General features: G+C 49.3%; 14 protein-coding genes. 7 read left to right on the top strand and 7 right to left on the bottom strand.

What is annotated here, in order from left to right; genetic code table 11:
* Positions 1-66 precede the first annotated feature (66 nt).
* Entirely contained in the window at positions 67-3,768 is a 3,702-nt protein-coding gene (locus tag ACKU35_RS04390; protein WP_319763518.1) for a DUF748 domain-containing protein, read from the bottom strand.
* Between the two features lie 159 nt (positions 3,769-3,927).
* On the opposite strand from ACKU35_RS04390, the gene ACKU35_RS04385 reads away from it, so the two are divergent.
* From ACKU35_RS04385 to ACKU35_RS04370, 4 genes are all read left to right on the top strand, one after another.
* A complete protein-coding gene (locus tag ACKU35_RS04385) occupies positions 3,928-4,536 on the top strand; it encodes a DUF4390 domain-containing protein (protein WP_319763516.1) in 609 nt (202 codons plus the stop codon).
* Between the two features lie 13 nt (positions 4,537-4,549).
* Entirely contained in the window at positions 4,550-6,742 is a 2,193-nt protein-coding gene (locus ACKU35_RS04380; RefSeq protein WP_319763514.1) for an ATP-binding protein, read from the top strand.
* A 110-nt stretch (positions 6,743-6,852) separates the two neighbouring features.
* A complete protein-coding gene (locus ACKU35_RS04375) occupies positions 6,853-8,238 on the top strand; it encodes an HD domain-containing phosphohydrolase (protein WP_319763512.1) in 1,386 nt (461 codons plus the stop codon).
* 12 nt (positions 8,239-8,250) lie between these two features.
* A complete protein-coding gene (locus tag ACKU35_RS04370; RefSeq protein WP_319763510.1) occupies positions 8,251-9,642 on the top strand; it encodes a sigma-54 dependent transcriptional regulator in 1,392 nt (463 codons plus the stop codon).
* Positions 9,643-9,663: 21 nt separating this feature from the next.
* On the opposite strand, the gene ACKU35_RS04365 is transcribed toward ACKU35_RS04370, so the two are convergent.
* From ACKU35_RS04365 to ACKU35_RS04355, 3 genes are all read right to left on the bottom strand, one after another.
* A complete protein-coding gene (locus ACKU35_RS04365; RefSeq protein ID WP_319763508.1) occupies positions 9,664-10,365 on the bottom strand; it encodes a carbonic anhydrase in 702 nt (233 codons plus the stop codon).
* Positions 10,366-10,632: 267 nt separating this feature from the next.
* The gene (locus tag ACKU35_RS04360) at positions 10,633-11,799 is read right to left on the bottom strand and encodes a lysylphosphatidylglycerol synthase transmembrane domain-containing protein (protein WP_319763506.1); all 1,167 of its coding nucleotides are present in this window, start codon (positions 11,797-11,799) and stop codon (positions 10,633-10,635) included.
* A gap of 2 nt (positions 11,800-11,801) precedes the next feature.
* The gene (locus ACKU35_RS04355; RefSeq protein ID WP_319763504.1) at positions 11,802-14,510 is read right to left on the bottom strand and encodes a bifunctional acetate--CoA ligase family protein/GNAT family N-acetyltransferase; all 2,709 of its coding nucleotides are present in this window, start codon (positions 14,508-14,510) and stop codon (positions 11,802-11,804) included.
* Between the two features lie 182 nt (positions 14,511-14,692).
* Here ACKU35_RS04355 and acs point away from each other — a divergent pair, with 182 nt between their 5' ends.
* The 3 genes from acs to ACKU35_RS04340 all read left to right on the top strand — a co-directional run bounded on the left by acs (position 14,693) and on the right by ACKU35_RS04340 (position 19,759).
* Positions 14,693-16,669 carry an acetate--CoA ligase gene (gene acs / locus ACKU35_RS04350; protein ID WP_319763502.1) on the top strand — a complete coding sequence of 659 codons (1,977 nt, stop codon included), beginning with the start codon at positions 14,693-14,695 and terminating at the stop codon, positions 16,667-16,669.
* A 3-nt stretch (positions 16,670-16,672) separates the two neighbouring features.
* A complete protein-coding gene (locus ACKU35_RS04345) occupies positions 16,673-17,137 on the top strand; it encodes a pyridoxamine 5'-phosphate oxidase family protein (RefSeq protein ID WP_319763500.1) in 465 nt (154 codons plus the stop codon).
* An 87-nt stretch (positions 17,138-17,224) separates the two neighbouring features.
* Positions 17,225-19,759, top strand: a complete 2,535-nt coding sequence (locus tag ACKU35_RS04340) for a cache domain-containing protein (RefSeq protein WP_319763498.1) — start codon at positions 17,225-17,227, stop codon at positions 19,757-19,759.
* Here ACKU35_RS04340 and ACKU35_RS04335 read toward each other — a convergent pair.
* Genes ACKU35_RS04335 through ACKU35_RS04325 form a run of 3 tightly spaced genes read right to left on the bottom strand, consistent with a single transcriptional unit; the run spans position 19,736 to position 22,146 of the window.
* Complete coding sequence (locus ACKU35_RS04335; RefSeq protein ID WP_319763496.1) at positions 19,736-20,521, bottom strand: hypothetical protein; 786 nt, start codon at positions 20,519-20,521, stop codon at positions 19,736-19,738. The genes ACKU35_RS04340 and ACKU35_RS04335 overlap by 24 nt on opposite strands.
* Before the next feature lie 52 nt (positions 20,522-20,573).
* Positions 20,574-21,311 (bottom strand): adenosylcobinamide-GDP ribazoletransferase, encoded by a 738-nt coding sequence (locus ACKU35_RS04330; protein WP_319763494.1) that lies wholly within the window; start codon positions 21,309-21,311, stop codon positions 20,574-20,576.
* Between the two features lie 37 nt (positions 21,312-21,348).
* Positions 21,349-22,146, bottom strand: coding sequence for an SAM-dependent chlorinase/fluorinase (locus tag ACKU35_RS04325; protein ID WP_319763492.1), 798 nt, complete (start codon positions 22,144-22,146; stop codon positions 21,349-21,351).
* Between the last annotated feature and the right edge of the window lie 233 nt (positions 22,147-22,379).

Here is a 22,379-nt window from a genome sequence, read left to right as displayed (position 1 = left end):
CGCTGAGAGTACCACCGGAGGCAAAATTCGCTTATCCAAAAGCGCGAAGCGCATCCAAATTATTTTTTACTGTAAGCCGAGCTCTACGCGCGGTCCGGTTCCTTTACCTGTGGCGGACATCCCCTTGAGGAAAACCCGATCGGGCTCGATCCCGTACTGTTCCACTAAAGCTGTTCTAACTTTTTCAGCCCTGCTCCGGGCAAGATTGGCAAGCTGTGTATCACTAATTTTAATATGATCCCGCAAAGCCTTTTCCATTACCGGCACAGGCTGGGCCACAACTATTCCCAAAAAGTTAGTAGGCCTTTCAAAGGATGCTTCTTTGTAGGCATCTTCCAGATATTCGGGGTATTCTTCCTTGGTGACTACGACTTCGTCAACTGATGCAGGAGCGTTTTCATCACCTTCAAGCTCCAGGAACTTCGGCATGGCAACCTGCCTGCGAAACTGCGCCTCTTCCATGGCCGGGATATCTTCCGGAGCGTTAAACCCGCTGATCTCAAGTTTCAGTCCCGGACGATCTTTCATTGCCTTGGCAACAGATTCAACCTTGGCATCCTCACCTTCCATGAAGGTAGACTTGCCGGGATCAAAAGCCATCACATCCATATCCTCTCCACCGCCGACCAGCGCACCGATCAGGGCAAAAGGTGAGGTCACTGCTTTAACCAGCAGATTAACGATAGCCCGTCCGATAACCTTGCCCAGCTTAAACTGAGGATCGGAAAGATCACCTTCTACAGGAATATCGAGCCGGATGTTACCGCTGCTATCCCTGAGCAAGGCCAAACCGAGACCGATGGGAATACTCGGAGCATCAGGGTTGTCGATCTTATCGCCCACCTCAAACTGGTAGATATCGAAGACATTGTTAACAGCTACGTACTTGCCCCGCAGCTTCACCCCCACATCGGAACTCAGCATCCCGGTACTGACCGGGTAGGCAATATACTTTTCGGTATACGGTGAGAGCTGGGTCATATCCAGATTCGCGAGGGAAACAGTGACATCTGTGTCCGCGCCTTCAGATGTTGGCTGCAGATACCCTTCGGCAACTAATGGCGATTGACTGTCGAGGGTGGCGTTAAAAGAGAGTTCAGTACGTTTACCGTGCGGAAGCTCCAGTCCATGCACGGAAGAACGCATCTTGGTGATATCAAGCTCAAAAGCGGGAGAGACTACGTAATCCTTGAACGTAACCGTCCCATTACTCATAAAAATTTTATCCACAAAGATAGTATTTTCTTTTTCCTCTTCAGGAGTGGGCGTTTTCAGTTCAGGAACACTGTCTTCGGTCGATGTTCTATCCACCTGTGCAGCCTCGGCTTTCTCTGCCACCTGCTCCGCTTTTTTTTCTACGGCCTCTTCATCAACCGGCTCAGCCCGTTTTCCGGTCAGCATACGGGAAAGATTGAAAGTGCCGTCTTTCTCACGCTCAAGATTTACTGTCGGCTCCAGAAGAGCGATGGAACCGACCTTGACCTTGAGCGGCAGGGAACGGAAATCAATTTCCCGAACCGCAAGGTCATTCAGATGGAAAAACTGCTTATCACCCTGATTATCTCTGATAAGCAGATCCTTTAGCTGCACCTTACCGTTATACCCGGCCACCGGGTCGCCTGCAGCTGAAAAATTCCAGTTACCTTTAACATCTACATGCCCACGTGCGATATTCATCTGCATCTGCGGGGGCAGATATCCATTAAAATCACGCAGTCGCAATTTTCGCACCCGCACGCTTCCCTTTCCTTTCAGGGACTGCGGCCCGGCCTGTCCGCTAATCTTGACGGCCCCGCGCTTGTTGACCAAGGCGGAAACATCAATCTTGAAAGGATTTTTTTCCGGAAAGGTAAACCCGTTCAGCCCTATTTTAATATCACTGACATTGGTTACCGTTTTTTTGGTGGCCGCCTTGTCAGTAAATTCAAAATCGGAATTCCTGAGGCTGAATTTGTTCAGTGCGACCTGCCACTGCTTTGCATCCGTTTCAGCGGCATCAATTTCAGCTGCATCGGTAGATTCAGCTGTCTGCTTGACCGGGATGCCCATGTCTGCTGACTTGGCTTTCTGCTGATGCTTTTCAAGTTCCTTAAGCAGATCAATGCCTTTTTTGTCACGCATGAGACGGATCAGGAGTTTATTGAGATCAATGGAATCAATGATCACGGATTTTTCCTGCAGATCAACAGTGCCGTTGCTCACGGCAAAACCGCCCAGCCCGATCAGTGTTTTTCCTCCGCCCTTGGGCTGCAGCTTCAAGCCGTCGACATTTACCCGAAGATTTTCCAGCCGCACGGTCCCATTCCGCGCTCCGAACTGAAAATCACTGCCCAGCGCGACTTTTCCCTCGGCCACATCAAGCGGCAACGGATCCTCAAGATAGGCACGGTAATCAGGTATATCCAGATCTTCCACAGCCACTGAGCCGTTAACTACAAGAGGGACAACGCTCATGCCACCCTTGCCGCTGATGATTTCCGTAGAATTTGATCCGATGCGAAAATCCCATGTCCCTGCAGCGTTTTGCGCTGTGCTCACATCGCCGGCATGGACCATGATCGGCCCGATCTTTTTAGTGAATCCCTTGCCGAATGCGTTGTCGATGAAATCCACCTGACCGCCTTCAATCCTGAAATCCTTAATTAAAGCCGCCAATTCCGGCCCACTCTCCGCTTCCGTTCCGGACTCAGTTTTTTTGGATTCCTCCCCGGCTTTAATTGCAGGATCCAGATAATCTAATAAATCGGGGCTTCCGTCTTCTTTAAGGCCGACTTTCAGGTAAGGGTCGCTTAACCTGATTGAAGAGATATTGAGCTTGCGCTGGAGGATGCTGATGCCTTCCAAACCAAGATCAAGATCCTTGAATTTAAGCAAAGACGGTCCTTTTCTAGCCGCAAGATCGAATTGAGAAATGTTGACTTTACCGCTGATAAGCACCCTTGGCAGCAAGGTGCCACTGCGCTCGAAAGAGAGGATAAGATCAGTACTCAGACTTCCGCTCTTAAGTTCGGTTGTTTCGTAAATCGGCAGATAGGGCCAGTATTCGGCCAGTTGTGCATTTTTAATTGTAAAGTCGAACTCGGTCTTCAAGCTCTGGTTAAAAGGCAGGGTATGCCCTTTCATGGCAAAAGGAGTGCCGTTGATGATCATGTTAAGGCTGGGCTGTACCCGCTTATCATTATCCCGGCTCAGAGAAGAGGTAAAAGGAACCGACAGATTTATCCCGACAATGCCGTGGTGAACATCACGGACCTTGTCGTACACAAGGCAGGTGCCGTTGGTTATGCTCAAATTACGGACAATGAATGGAAACATGCTTTTTTCCGTTTCCGCATCATCTTTCTGGGAATCCTGATCCCCTGCCGGAATAAGATCGGAAAAACTGGTACCCCCCCGGAAGAGAGAAAAATCGATTTGCGGATCGATTATCTTAATTTCATTCATGATCAGAGATAACCGAAAAAGGGAAAACGAATCGAAATTAAGGTCAAACTCCTTAAAAGCGAAAAGCTTACCCTCACCGTCTTTCTTGCCTACTTCAAAACCGTGAACAGACAAGAACAGCGTGTAGGGATTAAACTCCACCCGCTCTAAATCGACCGGTCTGTTCAAGACCGGAGGCAGTTTGGCAAGTGCTACTTTCCGTATGGTATAAGGAACCAGAAAAAAACCTACCAGCGTATAAAAGATAAGCAGCCCGGCAGTGATAACCCCGGCCTTTCCCATACGATTCAGACTATTCCATTGTTCTTGAACTTTTTTGAGCATCTATTTAAACGACCTCCACTATAGCTCTAATCCTTTATTAATACATCATTCCCATCCAAAAGGACAGTTCCATATCAAATGCAGCAAGCACAAATCATAATGTTGAACAAATGATAGACGGCTGTTACGTTAGATTCCGAAGGGGAGGGAATTATTTTAATGAAAGCGGAAACATCAACAATCAAAGCTCGACGGACTTATCCATTCTTCACAATAGGGAAAGGATTATGTTTATGGCTGACTTTATTTATCATGCTGCTCCCTTCAATGGCGCAGGCCGGTTCCCTGCAGCTCGAAAACATGGTGCTGGACAATCAGGCAGGATCAATCATGGCCCGTTTCGGCATTGAGCTCACTTCGGACACACAGATTGAGGAGGCCCTGCATAACGGCATCAAACTCAAGCTCATCTGCGAAGCCTCCCTGTACGAACACAAAAGTGTCTGGCTGGATTCCAAAGTAGCCGGCAAAACATACTCAAACAAACTATACTTTGATTCCCTCTCCAATCAGTTTGTTATTGAAAAAGAAGACAGCGACAAAATTTTCAAAAATAACAGCCTGAGCATACTGCTGCGCGATGAATGGAAAAGCATTATCCTTGACCTCGGTCCATGGTCCACCCTGCAACGTGGCGAGCAGTACAACCTACGACTTAAAGTCCGCCTTGACCGCACTGAAGTTCCGGCGTGGCTTAAGAACACACTTTTCTTCTGGTCATGGGATTTAATCCCCGCGGCAACCTACCAGCTAAATTTCACATATTGATCGCAAGGGCCACATGGACGAACAAAACATCAAAGTCAGCGTGCCTGACACCAAAGAACGCAAACGCAGACAAAGGGAATACTACATCGCCTTTTTCTGCCTGCTGGTCTTTGTCGCGCTAGGTTTCGTACAGCTAAAATACATCGGGGTAAACTCATACCTATTTGTCGGCCTGTTTAACCTGAACTTCATTCTGCTGATCGTTGTCCTTTTTATTGTGGTCCGCAACGGAGTCAAACTGCTTCTGGAACGACGACGCAGGGTTCTCGGCTCCAAACTGCGAACGCGCATGGTCCTTTCTTTCATGTCACTTTCGCTTGTGCCTACCCTGCTCATGTTCTTCATGGCTATGCAGTTTGTACAGATTTCCGTGGATTACTGGTTCAAGAACCAGGTTGAAGAATCTATGGTCCAGTCGCTTGAGCTGGGACGGGCGTTTTACGCCTCGGCGCAGGAAGGTCTGGAACGACGCGGGGATAACATTCTGGAAACCATCAAGGAAAGCCGCTACGCATGGGGCGGCAAGTCCATGAACAAATTTCTAGGAAAAAAATTGGGTGAGTACGACCTCGGGCTGCTCGGGGTTGTTCGCCCGGACCGAACTAAAATCAACTGGTATTCTCAGGGCTCGTGGGATAAGGCATGGTCGGAAATTAACGCCAAAGTAGACTGGGACGATATGCTTAAAAAGCCTCGGTTCTGGTCCACCATCCATCCAATGCCCGGTAATGACATGGTTATCGGAATCCTGCCCGTTGACGAAGGCAAAACCGGATTTCTGATCATCGGGGAGAACATAGGACAGGGGCTGCTTTATAAACTGGATCAGGTCGTACGCGGTCTGGATGAATACAAGCAGCTGAAAACCCTCAAATATCCACTTAAGATGAGCCTTTACCTGACTCTCGGGGTTACCACCCTGCTGATCATTCTCGGCTCCATCTGGTTCGGGTTCCGGCTGTCCAAAGAACTTTCCGCACCCATTCAGGCACTGGCCGCAGGTTCACAGCGCATTGCCCGGGGGGATCTTTCCGTACGCCTTGAAGACCGCTCCGACGATGAACTCGGTTTCATGGTCCAATCCTTCAACCGGATGGCCGAAGACCTTGAGGACAGCCAGAAAAGCTTGAAAACAGCAAACGAAAGACTTGCTCAGCAGAATCAGGAGCTGGAACGCAGAGGCCGCTACATGGAAGCGGTGCTGAACAACATCACCGCCGGAGTTATCTCACTCAACGAAGAAGGAAAAATCAGCACAGTCAATTCAGCCATTGAAGAAATGCTGGGTATAGAAGCCCGTTTTGTGCATGGCAGGGACCCGATGGCCCTGCTCCCGGAAGGAGATCTGGCCTCGCTGATTACCGAGGCACGCTCGCACATGGCCACCAGTCCTTACTCCCAATGGCAACGCCAGCTGTCCCTTACCGTTGAAGGACGGCACAGAAAATTTCTCGTTAACGTAGTGGCCCTTAAGTCCGGCGAATCAAGAACCGGTATCGTGGCCGTATTCGAGGATATTACCGAGCTGGAAAAAATGCAGCGTATTGCCGCATGGCGTGAAGTGGCCAGGCGCATAGCCCATGAAATCAAGAACCCGCTCACACCCATCAAACTTTCGGCCCAGAGGCTGCAACGCAAGTTCGGTCCTGAAATAGAAGATCATGTTTTCCGGGAATCAACAGACCTGATAATTTCTCAGGTGGAACACCTGCAACAGATGGTGCAGGAATTTTCGGCCTATGCGAAACTGCCTGAAGTACGTCTTGTTCCCGACCGGATTATACCCCTGCTCGAAGAAGTCGTCAGCCTCTACCGCAACAGCCACAGCAACATTAACTGGTCCCTTACAATTGACGGTGAAATTCCACAGTTGGAGCTGGACCGCGAAGCAATGCGCCGGACCCTGATCAACCTGCTGACCAACGCCGCGGAAGCACTGCACGGCTGTGAAGAACCGGCAGTCGCCATCACCGTTATGCATGATGCAACACTGGGCTGGCTGCGTATTGAAGTACAGGATAACGGACCCGGACTTTCCGCTGACGAGCGTTCACGTATGTTTGAGCCTTATTTTTCCAGCAAAAAAAGCGGCACCGGACTGGGACTGACTATTGTAAAATCGATTGTTACGGACCATCGCGGTTTTATCAGAGTAAAACCGGCTGAACCGCACGGCACAATATTTGTGCTGGAACTGCCAACATGATATTTTCCCGTTAGGCTTGCCTGTTGTTTATAATATCGTTTAGAATAATAACCCAGAGTAGCCTCAACAAGTTCAATTCTTTCTATTGACCAGCAACAAACGGATGCCAAATGATATCTTATCCTGAAAAGAACACCAACGGCAAACAAACCATGCGAGTCATGGTCGTAGAAGACGAAGCTATCGTCTCTCTGGATATACAGGGACGTCTTAAAGCTCTCGGTTACGCCATTGCCGGAGCCGTTTCATCTGGAGAAGAAGCGATAAGGCGGATCGAAGAAATAAATCCTGATCTCATTCTCATGGACATTATGCTGGAAGGAGAGATGGACGGCATTGATACAGTTGCCAGCATCAACAATACATATAATTATCCTGTTATCTACCTCACCGCGTATGCTGATAGCGACACCCTAAAAAGAGCAAAAATAACAGAACCCTTCGGTTATATAATTAAACCGTTTGAAGACCGCGAACTCAGTCTGACCATTGAAATGGCCCTCTATAAACATCGCGCGGAGAGCACCCTTAACGAAAATCGCCGCTGGCTGAAAACTACATTTGACAGCATTGATGATGCCGTTATCACTACAGATCGGCACGGAAAAATAAAGTCCATGAATAAATCCGCATGCATACTCATGTGCAGCGACAGCACCTGCTTTTATGGACGTAATTTTCATGAAACAGTCAATTTATATGAGTCCAATAGTTCAAAATCCATAGATATTCTTTCTAAAAACGACTCCATCATCGGTGATGCTGTTCTTGAAGGGCCAAAGGGAATGACACCGGTCTCAGTTAATATTTCCGGCATTGAAGAAAAAGATGACGTGGTGGGCAAGGTTATTGTTCTGCGTGATATCTCCGACCTGAAAAAAAGCGAGGATGCGCTCAAAGCCAGTCTTGCCCAGTTGAGACGAACCTTTGACGAGACCGTGGTCTCACTGACTGCCATGTCTGAAAAACGCGACCCTTACACCTCCGGCCATCAGCAGCGTGTTGCTGAACTGGCCTGCCGTATAGCCGTTAAGCTGAAACTTCCCGTAGAGGAAATAAACAGCATCAGGATCGCAGGTATACTACACGATGTGGGAAAGATATCCATCCCCGCGGAGATACTATCCAAACCGACAAGGCTGACCGACCTTGAAATGAATCTAATGAAAACCCACAGCGAAGCGGGCTATGAAATCCTGAAAGGAATTTCCTTTCCATGGCCGGTTGCCCAGATAGTTCTGCAGCATCATGAACGCATTGACGGTTCCGGCTACCCGAACGGGCTCAGTGGAGAAGATATTTTGCTGGAAGCCCGGATTATTTCAGTTGCAGACGTGGTGGAAGCAATGAGCTCCCACCGTCCATACCGCGCGGCCCTCGGCCTTCCTAGGGCCATGGCGGAAATTGCACGCGGGAGAGGAATATCTTATGATCCCAAAGTGGTCGACGCCTGTACACAATTGATTGAAGAAGATAATTTTTCATTTGGTAAATAAACGGAACAATAAATGAACAAAAGCATACTGATAGTAGATGACGAGGACGGCATCAGATATTCCCTGCGCGGAATTCTTGAAGATGAAGGATTCAATGTCAGTGAAGCTGAAACCGGAGAACAGGCCCTTAACCACCTGAGCGAATCCCAGCCGGATCTGGTTTTCCTCGACATCTGGCTTCCGGGCATGGACGGCCTTGAAGTTCTTGAGCGGATAAAAAAAGAATGGGACTGGCTTCCCGTGGTCATGATATCCGGTCACGGAAACATCGAAACCGCAGTATCAGCCATAAAAAAAGGCGCTTTTGATTTTATTGAAAAACCGCTTTCCCTTGAAAAAGTGGTCATCACAGCTGAAAAAGCTGTAGAATTTTCGCGATTGCAATCTGAAAATAAGGCATTGCGTACCCGCATTGCCGACGAACAGCCGGCCCGGCTGACCGGAAGTTCCCAGTCCATTGAATCCATGCGCGAAGTCATCGGGCAGGTGTCACCCACGGACGCATGGGTACTCATTACAGGAGAAAACGGAACCGGAAAGGAAATCGTGGCCCGCTCCATTCATTCCCAAAGCCTGCGCTCGGACAAGCCGCTCGTGGCGGTGAATTGTGCCGCCATCCCCGAAGAACTGATCGAATCGGAACTGTTCGGCCATGAAAAAGGTGCATTTACCGGAGCGGAAAAAGCTCAGGAAGGGAAATTTGAGCTGGCCGATAACGGCACCCTTTTTCTGGATGAAATAGGTGACATGAGCCTGAAAACACAGGCCAAGATATTGCGTATTCTTCAGGAACAGCGTTTTGAACGAGTCGGTGGCCGTAAGACTATAAACGTTGACGTGCGGGTTATCGCCGCGACCAACAAGGATCTCTTTCAGGAAATCAAGAACGGCAATTTCCGCGAGGACCTTTACTACAGACTGAAAGTTTTCCCGCTTGAAGTTCCGCCCCTGCGTGACCGATCCGGAGATATTTCCATGCTCATTGATGAATTCGTCAACCGTTTAACCCGCCAACATGGCTTCAAGCCGCTGACATTCACCGACCAAGCACTTAACATACTTACTCATTACTCATGGCCCGGTAATGTTCGGGAACTTAAAAATTTCGTTGAAAGAATGTTGATCATATTCGGAGGCAAGGAGGTTGGAGCGGACAAGCTGCCCCCTGAAATCGCCAACGGTCCACGCAATGAGAAAGCAGCGACGGATCAAGAGCAGAGTTCCCTGTCGCTACCGGAAGGTGAAGTGGATTTCAAAAAAGCACGCGCTGAATTTGAAGCCCGGTTCCTTGAAGCAAAACTCCGTGAATACAGCGGTAACGTCTCAAAACTGGCCGAGGCTGTTGGGCTGGAACGCAGTTCCCTGTACCGCAAGCTCAAGGCTTATGAAATTCAGGTGGAATAATCTTATCCGCAACGCCCGTATTTAAGGGCCGAGCCAATGCACCGCTCCGGTATCGGTATCGTACACAGCTCCCATAAGCTGAGCCTTTCCTGATCTAACCTTTTTCAAAACAGCAGGGCACTGTCCTAAAATATCCCGCATTACCTGCCGCACATTTGTTTCCGCCACCTTGTCCACCAGCTCATCCCCTTTTAGTGAAGGGTAAAGCACACGGGTCATCTTGATGGCCGGTTCAAGCTTGCCCAGCAACTGCACCAGATGCCCCTTCAACTCCACCTTATCGATAGCGGCCTTGATCAGGGTTGATCGGGTATGACCCATGACCACCAGCAGCGGTGTTTCAAGGGCCAGCATGGAATATTCAACTGACGCCAGAGTATCGGAACCGGCAACATTACCGGCCAGACGTATAGTAAAAAGATCACCAAGTCCCCGGTCGAAGATCAATACCGGGTCAACACGTGAATCAGAAGCTGTAATCACTGTTGCAAACGGATTCTGGCCTTTGAGAGCCAGAACCTTGCGCTGATGAGAAGTCTGATTGGGGTAAACGCTGCTGCCTTTTACAAAACGAAGGTTGCCTTCCATAAGCAGAACCAGTGCTCGATCAGCCTCGATTCTTTCTGCCGCCCCGGGAGCGGCAGTTCCATTTAGGGCAAAACAGGGCGCACTGGTGAAACTGAGCAGGAATGATACAGTTATGATTAGGAACAGGTTCTTCAATGGAGACTCCGCCGGTTGCAATTGGTTGGATTGTTTAACCGGACCATACATAGCACAGGCACGTTTATGCAAGGGAGGCGGCGAAATTACTTCATACGGTCGGCTAAAGTTTTTCTGTTGTATACCGATTAGATTTGCAAGACATCAATCGGGAGGGTGTCAGAAACGTCCTGCAACAGGTACTGTTTCTTAAAACCATGTCCGGTCCTTACTCCGGGTGAGCTTTCACGCTAAGACTTCACCTCGAAAAACGGCCCGGCATGGTTTTTATTTTTCCAGATTTGGCTCTATCTTCTTTTGATTACCGATAAAGAAAAGACCACTCAGGCTGAACAAAGTAGTCCAAATACGGTAAATGAGAAAAATAGAAGCACCGGCTGCCACTGTCCTGCTGGAAGCAAGTAAAAGAAGGGATTCAAACGCCGCTTCATTTACCCCTAGCCCGGCTGCCGGAGCAGGAATTATCCCGGCCAGAAAAGCAAGTGGCGCAACAAAAAAGATTTCATTAAAGTCAGGCAACTGGGGAATGTTTTGAACTTGCGAGAAAAGGTAAAGGGATAAAATAAAAACAAGATGCTGCAGTCCGGTCAGAATAACTATCCTCAAAACCACTGACGAAGAATTGCGGTAAATCAGCAGGGCTGAAACAACTTCCCCTATCTTTTCTCCCAACTTTGATCCTTTAAAAAATTTACGGTAAATGAATCCGGTCTCAAGAAATTCCGGAACCGCCAGCGGTCCGACAAGAGCCAGTAACGCGGCGTATAAAAGAATACGCCCTACTTCTTCCGAGAGAAAACTGTGACCGGCCGCACAAAGCAGTCCAGCAAGAGCCACAAAAGCGAGTCCGGCAGTAAAACCGAAAAACCGGCCCCGCGCAAGAGCTGCAAAACCGAGCAGCACCCCCAGCCAAATCAGGCAGAGCATCCCCAGTGCGGGAACCGCAATTATTCTAAGTTCCGGGGAATTCTCAATAAGGGTCCAGTTCAAAGCCATACCCAGCCCGCTGAGCATTAAAAGCCCCATGATACCGATGATGCGATCCACAACGATCGCAGCCCCCACCTTGGCGCCCTGCCCGGTAAGCCCGGTGGTATAATAATACCGGGCGACATCCCCACTGGCTGTGCCAAGCACACACTGGGTAAAAAAATACATAATCATAGAAACCCTGAAACTGTTTTTCAGGGAAATGACCAGTCCGGCCCCTTTCAGCAGCTCTACATAACGGAAAGCGGCCAGCCCCATCCCGACAGCAACAAACGCGCAGGCCGCAATCACTCCGGGAATATGGCCGGGAGTCACGGTCAGGTATTCCGGACGTATTCCCCCTGACTTGACCAGCCAGAAAAGAAGTCCCCCGGCAAGGAGGACTTTAAGAACATTGAAAATTAAGGTATTACGCCGACATGTTTCGGATTCAGGATATTTCAAGTCTACTCCGGTTCATCATCCCGTTTTGTGCAATCCAGCCGCATTTCCACAAGATCTTCATCGTAATTTTCACTGATCTCAAAACCGAATTTGCGGGAAAGCCCCTGCATGGCCTTGTTCTCAAAAAGAGTCTGGCCGACAAGCCAATGAGTACCGCGCGCTTTAGTATAGCGAATAATTTTATGAAAAAGCATGGACCCCAGCCCGGTTCCTTTAAGATCGGACCGGACCACAATAGCAAACTCGGCCTCGGAATTATCCGGCTTGGTTGAGGTTCGCACCACGCCGAGGGTTTCCGGCTTACCGTTCTCGCCCATGGCCGTGGCAATAAAAGCCATTTCGCGGTCATAATTGATTTGAGTAAACCGAGACATATCCTTGTGATCGAAATCTCGACGCACAACCCCAAAAAAGCGCATCCGCATGTCTTCATCGGAAACACGGGCCAAAAATTCATAGTGAGCAGGTTCATCCTCCGGACGTATCGGACGCAGGGTGACCTGCCTTCCATCACGGAGTACAACGCATTCCTCAAGCTCTCTGGGATATGGCCTGATGGCCAGCTGCGGACAATCTTCACCGCATTCGGTAACCAAAATTTTGGCTCCGAGGGCCAGCACGCCGGTATCATCGCCGTAAAGCGGATTTATGTCCAGATGTTCAATCTGGGGGATATCGATAAAAAGCTGTGAAACCTGTATCAAAGTCAAGCAGAGGTCGTCGACATCAGCAGGAGGCTGAGTGGGCGTTCCGGTTAACAGCCTTGAGATACGGGTTCTGCTGATCAGCTCCCGGGCGAGACTCATATTCAGCGGGACCATGGCTACAGCCTGATCACGGACAACCTCGCGAGTCATGCCGCCGTGTCCGAAATGAATAATCGGCCCGAAGGTAGGATCAGCAGATGCGGAAATAAAAAGTTCGTGCGCCCCCAGACGTCTTCCCATCTTTTGAACCGTGAAGCCTTCGATATAGGCATCAGGACGTTGACGATTAACACGGGTAAGCATGGTGGCAGCTGCTTCCCATACCTTTTCCGTGCTTTCAAGATCAAGCACCACACCACCGACATCATAAGGCTGACTGATCTGCGGAGAGCGTATTTTCAAGGCTACCGGACATCCGATTTCATCAGCGGCAATCACCGCTTCCCGCGCAGAGATCGCCACCTTTGTTTCTACAACCGGCAGGCCGTAAGCGGCGAGAACCTTGCGAGCTTCCGGTTCATTGAGCTCATGCCTTCCTTCAGACAGTGCTTTGCGCACGGTCTCGCGGGCGGTTGTGGTATCCGGGAAAAAATCCGTGGGAAGAGAATCCGGGGTCTCGGTGAGCAGTTCCTGATTTCGCTGATATTCAGCCATATACATAAAAGCTCGCACAGCCTGATCAGCACTTTCATAAGTGGGAATACCGTGCAGGGAAAATATCTTACGTGATTTGCGGGACATACCGGAACCGAGCCATGCGGTAAGGACCATCCTGCGGACTCGTTTAAGCCCCTTGGCCAGTATTTCAGCAACTTCGGCACTGAAAACCCCGGCAAAAGGCACATGAACAACCAAAACGGCATCCACACCTTTATCCTTGATCAGCACCTTAAGGGCATCAAGATACTTCTGGCCCGGGGTATCGAACTTGATCGTCACCGGACAGGATCCGCTCCATTCGCCATCAAAAACCTCATCGAGCTTTGCTATCGTATCTTCTGAAAGTTTGGCCAGTTTACCGCCTCTGCGGATCAGGCCGTCAGCGGCGGCCAGACCGGCACTGGTTCCGTTGACAATGATCGCCAACCTGTTGCCGCGTACGGGCTGACGCAGGCTGGCCAAGGTCTGGGCCGCATCGAACATACCGTCAATAGTTTGCACGCGCAGCATACCGGCCCTGCGGAATGCCACATCATAAACCTCGTCAGCACGGGCGATCATGGAATTATCCAGACGGGACAGCTCCTGAGTAACCTGCTGCAATGCCTGTCCCGGACGGATAGCCAGTACAGGCTTGTTGCGCGAAGCGGCACGGGCGGCGGACATAAAATCACGGGCATCGTTGATTGATTCTATGTAAAGCAGAATCGACCGGGTCTGAGCATCCGAACCTAAATAATCGAGCACGTCGCCGAAAGTCAGATCTATGCGGCTGCCCAGCGAAACCACATGGGAAAAACCGATATCATTGGTCGCTGCCCAGTCCAGAACTGTGGGAATAAAACTATCCGACTGAGAAACAAACGCTATCTTACCCGCCTTGGCAGGCAAAGGTGCAAGACTGGCATTGAGATTAAGCGCCGGAACAATAAACCCTAGACTCTTGGGACCAAGAATGCGCATCTGCGGAGAATTAGCCGCCAAAAGCAAATCCGAACGCAACCGGACGCGCTCATTCTCAGGAATCGCGCTGAATCCGGGACCGATCAGGGCGCACGCCTTCACTCCGATTTTTCTGAGCTTTTCCAGCAGGGCAGGACATTCGTGAAGAGGAAGGCAAATAACCGCAAGATCCGGCACCTTTGGTAAATCTTCCACCTTTTTATAGGTCAGGACCCCGGCGATGGCTTCAGCATCAGTGCAGACAGGCATGACCGGACCGAGAAATCCGCCGCCCATGAGATTGCGCATAACGATATTCCCGGCATTGGCGGGGTCATTGGTTGCGCCGATAACGGCCACTGATCCTGGCTGAAAAAGGTATTCCAAATTAATAACGCTCATGAAGGCCTCTTGTTAGGGTTCCCGCAACACTCTCCAACCACAACTCTACCCATACCTGCTGATAAGCCCGCATATCAAGCACAAAGCTTCCCCTACTGCAAAGCTGTTCAACCCGGCTGAAACAGCGTATATGAAAAATAGATATATACACAACCAGCTAAAAATGAGCCGGAGCCGGAAATATGAGCGAAAGCACAATTGAAAATCTGATGGACGAGCAACGCACTTTTGATCCCCCGCAGGAAAGAATGGAGCAGGCTAACATTACAGTTGAAAAATATGAACAGGCCTGCCGTCTTGCCGCTGAAGACCCGCAAAGATTCTGGGCCGAACGGGCAAGAGAACTGCTGCATTGGACCCGAGATTTCAAAACAACCCTTGAATCAGACCCTGAGAAACACGAATACAAATGGTTCAATGGCGGCCGGCTCAATGCATCATACAACTGCCTCGACCGTCATCTTGAAAACGGCAAACGCAACAAGGCCGCACTGATCTGGCAGGGAGAACCGGAAGAAGAAGTCCGGGTTTTTACCTACCACATGTTGCACCGCAAGGTCTGCCGCTTTGCCAATGTGCTCAAAAAAATGGGTGTTTCCAAAGGGGACCGGGTAGCCATCTACCTGCCAATGGTTCCCGAGCTGGTTATTTCCATGCTGGCCTGCGCCCGCATCGGGGCGGTACACTCGGTCATTTTCGCCGGATTTTCCGCGCTCAGCCTGCAAAACAGAATTATCGACTGCGATGCAAAAATTCTAATTGCTGCTGACGGAGTGTTGCGCGGCGGTAAAAAGATTCCCCTCAAGCGCAACGTGGATGAAGCACTTTTTGAATGCCCCTCTGTTGAACAGGTCATCATGGTCAAACGCACCGGTGATGAAATTAATTTCATCGAGGGCCGCGACACATGGTGGCATGAAGAAATGAGGGCAAGCGACATAGAAGATTTCTGCAAGCCCGAATCCATGCGTTCCAATGATCCGCTGTTCATCCTGCACACTTCAGGTTCTACCGGAAAGGCCAAAGGAATTATACACAGTACCGGCGGATACATGGCCATCACCGCCCACACTACAGAATGGGTTTTCGACCTTAAGGAAGACGATATACACTGGTGCACTGCCGATATCGGCTGGATCACCGGACACAGCTACACGGTATACGGACCGCTGGCACTGGGAACCACGACCCTGCTTTTTGAAGGAGTGCCGACCCACCCCCGCCCGGACCGTTACTGGGAAATAATCAACCGCTACGGTGTAAACATTTTTTATACCACCCCCACGGCCATCCGCGCACTGATGCGTGAGGGAGCTCAATGGACGGAAAGATACGATCTTTCCACCCTGCGCATCCTCGGATCAGTGGGTGAACCGATCAGCCCGGAAGTCTGGGTATGGCTTCACGGACATGTGGGTAAAGGCAGGCTTCCCCTGCTGGATACATGGTGGCAGACCGAAACAGGAGCCATACTCATTTCTCCCCTGCCCTATGTGGACAGACTCAAACCCGGTTCGACAGGAAAACCTCTGCCGGGCATCAGCGCTAAAATTCTCCGCAGTGACGGCGGCGACGCATCTCCCAATGAAGGGGGGCATCTGCTCATTACCGAACCATGGCCGGGTATGCTCACCGGCATAGAGAATGACCGGGAAAGATACAACCGGACATATTTTGAACGCTTTCCCGGAAGCTATGAAACCGGAGACGGGGCGAGAATTGATGAAGACGGGGATTTCTGGATCATGGGTCGCCTTGACGATGTGATCAATGTTTCCGGTCACAGGCTCGGCACCACGGAAATTGAAGCCGCGCTAATCGCCTATCCCGATGTGACCGAGGCCGCTGTTGTAGGCGTTCCCCATGAGATCAAGGGCCAGACGGTATACGCATATGTAACCCTGAGATCAGGCCTTGATCAAGATGACGATATGCGCGCCGCCCTTCAGGACTGGGTAAGCAAAAAAATCGGTTCCATCGCTGTACCTGAAACCATCCAGTTTTCCGAAGGGTTGCCCAAAACACGTTCAGGGAAAATAATGCGCCGCATTTTGCGCCGGATAGCAAAAGGAGAACGCGACCTGGGAGACACCACCGCCCTGTCCGATGCCTCGGTCATTGCGGAACTTATTGAAGGGCAAAAGGTTCTTTTCGAGTAAGTCATGAATGAAAATAAAAAGTTGGATATATGTTACAACCTCATCAGCAAAAACAACATCCTTGTCTTAGCTACGCAGGGTAATGACGGAGTGCATACTTCACTGATGGCTTACGCCTCTTCCAGTGACTGCCGCGAAATCTACATGGTCAGCAGTAGAAACAGCCGCAAATGTGAAAACATCTCCCTTTTTCCGCAAGTCAGCCTGCTCATTGATGACCGTGATCATAAAATCCGTGACAGACGCCATGAGATAAAGGCCCTGACCATTAAAGGAATCTATCTTCCGATTGAGGATAAAGCCGAAGAAAAAAAAATACTTAATCATATTTCTGCAAGTGTTCCGCAGATAGCCGCCGCTTTTTCCGGTCCTGAGAATATGGTAATCCGCATAAAAGCTGAATCTTTCCAGCTTCTTGACGGTCCTGAAAATTCGTTTTCCTACTACCTTGAATCAAATGTAAAGTAAGTTTCCTGCAAATAAATTTACCGCTTCATCATCCTATGATATATTCATATCGTAAAATCAGAATTTTTCATTCTGACCGGAGGGTGAATGTTCAAATCAATGAAAGCAATCCTGCTTTTCTTTGTAGCTGGGCTGGTCATAGCAACCACTGCCGGGCTGACGTATTTTGCCCAGCGCGCGGTCACAAAATCCGTCATGGAATCCGAATTCATTCATGCGCAAGACATTGTAGATGCGGCCTACCAAAACGTAGCCAATGGATATCAAAGTATCCTCTTTTCTAAAAAAACAGCTTTTGCTAACCGCAAAAACAACCTTAAAAATATTGTCGCGATTGCTCTTGATTTGGTCAGGCAAAACTACCGTAAATCGCGGCAGGGGTTGCTGACAAAGACCGAAGCGCAGCAGCTGAGCATAAAACAGCTGAAAAACATCCGCTACGACCACGGAACAGGCTATATCTGGATAAACGACACTTCAGACCCTATCCCTCGGATGATCATGCATCCGACTATGCCGGAACTGGATGGAAAAATACTTGATTCTCCAAGTTTTGACTGCGTCAGGGGCACAAATAAAAATCTTTTCTCCGCCTTTCGCAAAACATGCCTGAGCAATGGTTCCGGCTTTGTGGAATACCTCTGGCCCAAGCCGACGAAAAAAGGCTTAAGCGTCGAACAGCCGAAACTCTCATACGTTGAGCTTTTCAAGGAGTGGGGTTGGATAATCGGCTCCGGGGTTTATATTGACGACATAGAAACAGAAGTTTCCAAAAGAACACGGGAAGTCATTACGGAATTACGGAAAAGCTTCGGAAAAATAAAAGTTGGAAGGCACGGATATACCTTCATATTTTCTGAAGAACCCGAACTTATAATTCATCCGGCATATGAAAGGATACCGGCAGAGCAACTGATCAACCCGCTGACCGGCAAGTCCATTCTTGTGGAACTCAAAAAGGCCGCCCACAACAAAAATGTCTTGGAATATATCTGGGACAAGCCGCCGCATCACAAAGGAGAATTCAAATTCAGAAAACGAGCCTACATTAAATATTTTAAGCCGCTGGATTGGTACATTTGTTCTTCCGCCTACATGGATGATCTGGAACAGCCGGGGCTGGAACTCAGAAATACAATATTAATGCTTTCCATCGGGGGGCTGGCACTTGCCCTGATCGTTGCGACCTACCTTTCCGGCAAACTGGTACAGCCGCTCACAAAACTTACCGCAGCCGCAAGGACTATTCGTGAATCGGGTGTGTCCTCTACGGAAATTCCTATTGAGGGGCCTACGGAGATCAAGGAACTGGGCACAGTCATAAGCCAAATGCTCGACTCCATACAAAATGCCCTCCGGGAAAAAGAAAAATTTCTGGAAGCACTCGAAGAAAGCAACCACCAGCTTTCCACCAGCAATTATCAACTTGAAAATAAAATCGAGGAACACGCACGGGCACAGCGGGAACTCATTAAGCTGCGTAATCACCAGAGAATGATCTTAGACTCCATGCCCTCAATACTTGTGGGAATTAATCACGACGGAGCCATTACCCTTTGGAACAAAAAAGCGATGGAAGCCACAGGGCTTACGCATGAAGAAGCCGCCGGAAAACAACTGGGAGCAGTATTTCCACTGCTGGCGCAAGAAATAGAAAAAGTAAAAGGGATGATCATTTCCGGCAAAATAAACCTGAGAAGCAGGGTTCCCCGCATTATTGACGGAGAGACCCATTATGAAAATATCACTATATACCCGCTTATCAATAACGGTTATGACGGAGCGGTTATCCGCCTTGATGACGTAACCTCCATTGTTCGCATCGAAGAAATGATGATCCAGACCGAAAAGATGATGTCTGTGGGAGGACTGGCGGCGGGTATGGCCCATGAAATCAACAATCCTCTGGGCGGGATATTACAGGGTGCCCAGAATATCGAACGTAGGCTGCTTCCCGGTATGCCCCGAAATGAGCATATCGCCGGGAAATTGGGAGTATCGCTGGAAGACATCGGTAAGTATGCGCAGGAACGCGGCATCTTAAAGATTCTCAACGGAGTACGTGAATCCGCATCCCGGGCAGCTGAAATAATTACCAACATGCTTAATTTCAGCCGCAAGACGGATGTGCACCGTACCTCCTGCCATCTTAACGAGCTGGCTGACCGCGCCGTAGCCCTTGCTGCGCAGGATTATGATCTTAAAAAAGAATATGACTTCAAGCAGATTGAAATAGTCAAGGATTACGAAGCCAATTTGCCTTATGTGGTCTGTGCACCGACAGAGATTGAACAGGTACTGCTTAATCTACTCGGCAACGCGGCGCATGCCATGAGTGAAAACAAAAAGAAAAAACCTGCGATAGAGATTAAAATATGGAAAGACGATGAATACGTTGCTGTATCCGTTGCAGACAACGGTCCGGGTATGGCTGAAAACGTGCGTAAACGGATATTTGAACCTTTTTACACCACCAAGCCCAAAGGAGTGGGAACAGGGCTGGGGCTTTCCGTTTCCTATTTTATCATCACTGAAAACCATAACGGCAGCATCTGCGTGGAATCAATTCCGGGCAATGGATCAAAGTTTATCTTTAAATTACCCATCACCACAATCCGCTGATGATGGCGAGAGTTCTCCGCACTGCCTGTAAAGCACACCGATCAGGGTGGAGGCAATGGAATTGCAAAAATATTCCAGAAAATCAGTACCCATATCAGGATGAAAACGCTCTTCAGCTGAATCATGGATGGCAAAAAGTCCGATCAGCCGGTCCGGTGTGTACTTGTCCCTCAGTCCGAAGGCAAAGCAGGAGCCGCCCAGCTCCGGACTCATCTCGGGATCTCCGAAAAAAATATCAGGACGCATCATACGTGAAATCGGTCCCAGAAAGACACGGTTGGAACCTTCACTTAAAGTTGCGTCAATATAACGCATGCATCCTTTCAGATAAAATGTCGGGATTTCCGGTCCCGAAACGCCGTCACACAGTTCCCGGTCGAGGACAAGCGCGACCCTGTCCAGTTCAAGCTCACGGGCGATACCGTCCAGCATCCCCCTAAGTCCAGAAAGTGACCGCAATTCATTAACATGCTGCAATGCCTTGCCGAATTTACTAAAAATCATCAGATCTGAATTATGAACACCGTAAGCTTCTTTAAGCTTACTCTCCAGAACGCTGATGCGCTCATTTTTACCGGCAAGATCACTGCGTTTACCAAGCAGGTCATCTTCCTGTGAAAGATAACCGTTACGGGCGTAGGCATAATTTTCATAAATATTCTGGGCAATAAAGTCAGCCTGCTCCGTTTTCCCCTCAGCGAGATACTGTTTCAAAAGATCAAGCTGTTCACCGAATTTTTTTAGTGTTGGCAGGTTTTCCATTAATTATCCCGTGTTTATTAAAAACGTTTCTACGAAAACAATGCCTGTCATATCAATTCAACGCGCTAAATGCCAGTAACCCGGCCAACTCTCCCAATATTACGGCCGCTCCCAGAAAATCTCCATTGGCCCCGCCGACCTTTTTCGCCAGCCGGAACAGGAAAAAAATACCGCAGCCTGTTAGCAGATACCCCGCTGCCTGAACCGCTGGAGTAACCGCAAACACTCCCACGCATACAGTTGTCGCGGCAGCTATTCCGATAGACACAGCGTCCGCCCCGCGCATGGACAAGCTGCCCTGCCCGGGCCTTGCCAGCGGTTTACCGGCCATGGCCATTAGCGCATTGCCCAGCCTGCCGAGCACGAAGACCCAGATCACTGCTCCGAACGCACCTGCCTCGTATACATAAAAAAAACATACAGCCTGCCCCAATGCAGACAGCACGAGGGCCAGCACCCCGAATACGCCGGAGCAGCTGTCCTTGATAATTTTCCAGAACCGTTCCGGATCGGGATATGGCCCGGCCCCGTCCGCAATGTCCGCGAAACCGTCAAAATGCAACCCGCGGGTCAGATAAACCGAAGCCGCAACCGTCAACCATGCCTGAATCCAGAATTTACCGGCAAAAAGGCCCAGAGAGAAGGGGATCACAATTATCAGCCCCAGAACAAGACCGCTGAGAGGCATCCACTTCACAGTGCGGCCAATGTCTTCAGCCTCAATTTCCATGACCGGTCCTATTCTGGTCATGAAGCCCAAAGTTATCAGGATATCACGAATTATTTTCAAATATGCCTCCGAAGGCGATTTTGTACAAATCAACGCGTCAAAATTTTAAAACCAAGTTATCGCCCGGTTCAAGTCCAAGCATCTCGGACGCAGCACCTCGATTGAGAGCCAGTTCATAATACCCCTGACTCCCGGCTAAAAGTCCGGTGACCCCGGCTTCAAGTTCAGCGTAGCAGCATACCCGTTTTACAAAGCCGGCATCATTGCCTGAAAGGAGATATTTTTCCGGAATGGTCATGCGTTCAGGCAACGTTTGGGTCTCCGGGATGTTGAGTACAAGATTTCCGAAACGGTCCTTGTGAAGGATTGTGGTCTCAACGCCGTCTTCCATCCAGACAGGCTTGTTGATTCCGGTACGGACAATTTCCCGCAGCGGCAGTTTCGGACCGAGTGATTCAGGCGAGGTTCCACGGGCTATAGACGCAGCAAGGGGAGAAAAAATATCCCGACCATGAAAAGTAGCTGAACTGTGAATCTTTGCTGCCGCCTCACTTAGATCCGTTACGATCATTGTCCCGGAAAAATTCTTTTCGGCCAGTTCCAGTATTCCGTTATCAGGGGCAAGTACAACCTGTTCTCCAAACTCAGCGGTTAAAATACGTCTTCCGCTGCCCACACCGGGATCAATTACCGTGACAAAAATAGAATCCGCGGGAAAATGCTCCATAGCAGCAGCAAGAAAAAAAGCTCCCTGAGGGATGCAAAACGGTTCCACTCCGTGGCTGACATCTATTATCCGGGAATCCGGGGCATGGCGCGCCAGAACCCCTTTCATCTGTCCCACGTAGGGATCATCCAGTCCGAAATCAGTTAAAAGCGCTATTGTTCTACCCATTAATCCGACCTGCTGAAAATGCGGTTGATGATACCAAAAAGATTGCCTGTATTTCTTCTTTGTACGAAGCTATTTTTTGCTGTATTAAAAGATTTGGCAATAAAGAATTGTATTTTTCAAACTCTTTTGCAGTATGAAATATTTTTCCGGCCCGTTATCTAGGCTTGGAAGCCGTAAAGAAAGATGATAAGCGAAGCATGCAAAAGCTATGAATGGCCCGAAAAAAATAAAAT

Source organism: Maridesulfovibrio sp. (assembly GCF_963676065.1).
Classification (GTDB): Bacteria; Desulfobacterota; Desulfovibrionia; order Desulfovibrionales; family Desulfovibrionaceae; genus Maridesulfovibrio.
The sequence above is the reverse complement of the archived record's forward strand: the minus strand, read 5'-3'. Positions and strand labels throughout refer to the sequence as shown.

Bases quoted from the DNA above. Each gene is read 5' to 3' on its own strand.
- ACKU35_RS04390 (WP_319763518.1), bottom strand. From the start codon at position 3,768: ATGCTCAAAAAAGTTCAAGAACAATGGAATAGTCTGAATCGTATGGGA.
- ACKU35_RS04385 (WP_319763516.1), top strand. From the start codon at position 3,928: ATGAAAGCGGAAACATCAACAATCAAAGCTCGACGGACTTATCCATTC.
- ACKU35_RS04380 (WP_319763514.1), top strand. From the start codon at position 4,550: ATGGACGAACAAAACATCAAAGTCAGCGTGCCTGACACCAAAGAACGC.
- ACKU35_RS04375 (WP_319763512.1), top strand. From the start codon at position 6,853: ATGATATCTTATCCTGAAAAGAACACCAACGGCAAACAAACCATGCGA.
- ACKU35_RS04370 (WP_319763510.1), top strand. From the start codon at position 8,251: ATGAACAAAAGCATACTGATAGTAGATGACGAGGACGGCATCAGATAT.
- ACKU35_RS04355 (WP_319763504.1), bottom strand. From the start codon at position 14,510: ATGAGCGTTATTAATTTGGAATACCTTTTTCAGCCAGGATCAGTGGCC.
- acs (WP_319763502.1), top strand. From the start codon at position 14,693: ATGAGCGAAAGCACAATTGAAAATCTGATGGACGAGCAACGCACTTTT.
- ACKU35_RS04345 (WP_319763500.1), top strand. From the start codon at position 16,673: ATGAATGAAAATAAAAAGTTGGATATATGTTACAACCTCATCAGCAAA.
- ACKU35_RS04340 (WP_319763498.1), top strand. From the start codon at position 17,225: ATGTTCAAATCAATGAAAGCAATCCTGCTTTTCTTTGTAGCTGGGCTG.
- ACKU35_RS04335 (WP_319763496.1), bottom strand. From the start codon at position 20,521: ATGGAAAACCTGCCAACACTAAAAAAATTCGGTGAACAGCTTGATCTT.
- ACKU35_RS04325 (WP_319763492.1), bottom strand. From the start codon at position 22,146: ATGGGTAGAACAATAGCGCTTTTAACTGATTTCGGACTGGATGATCCC.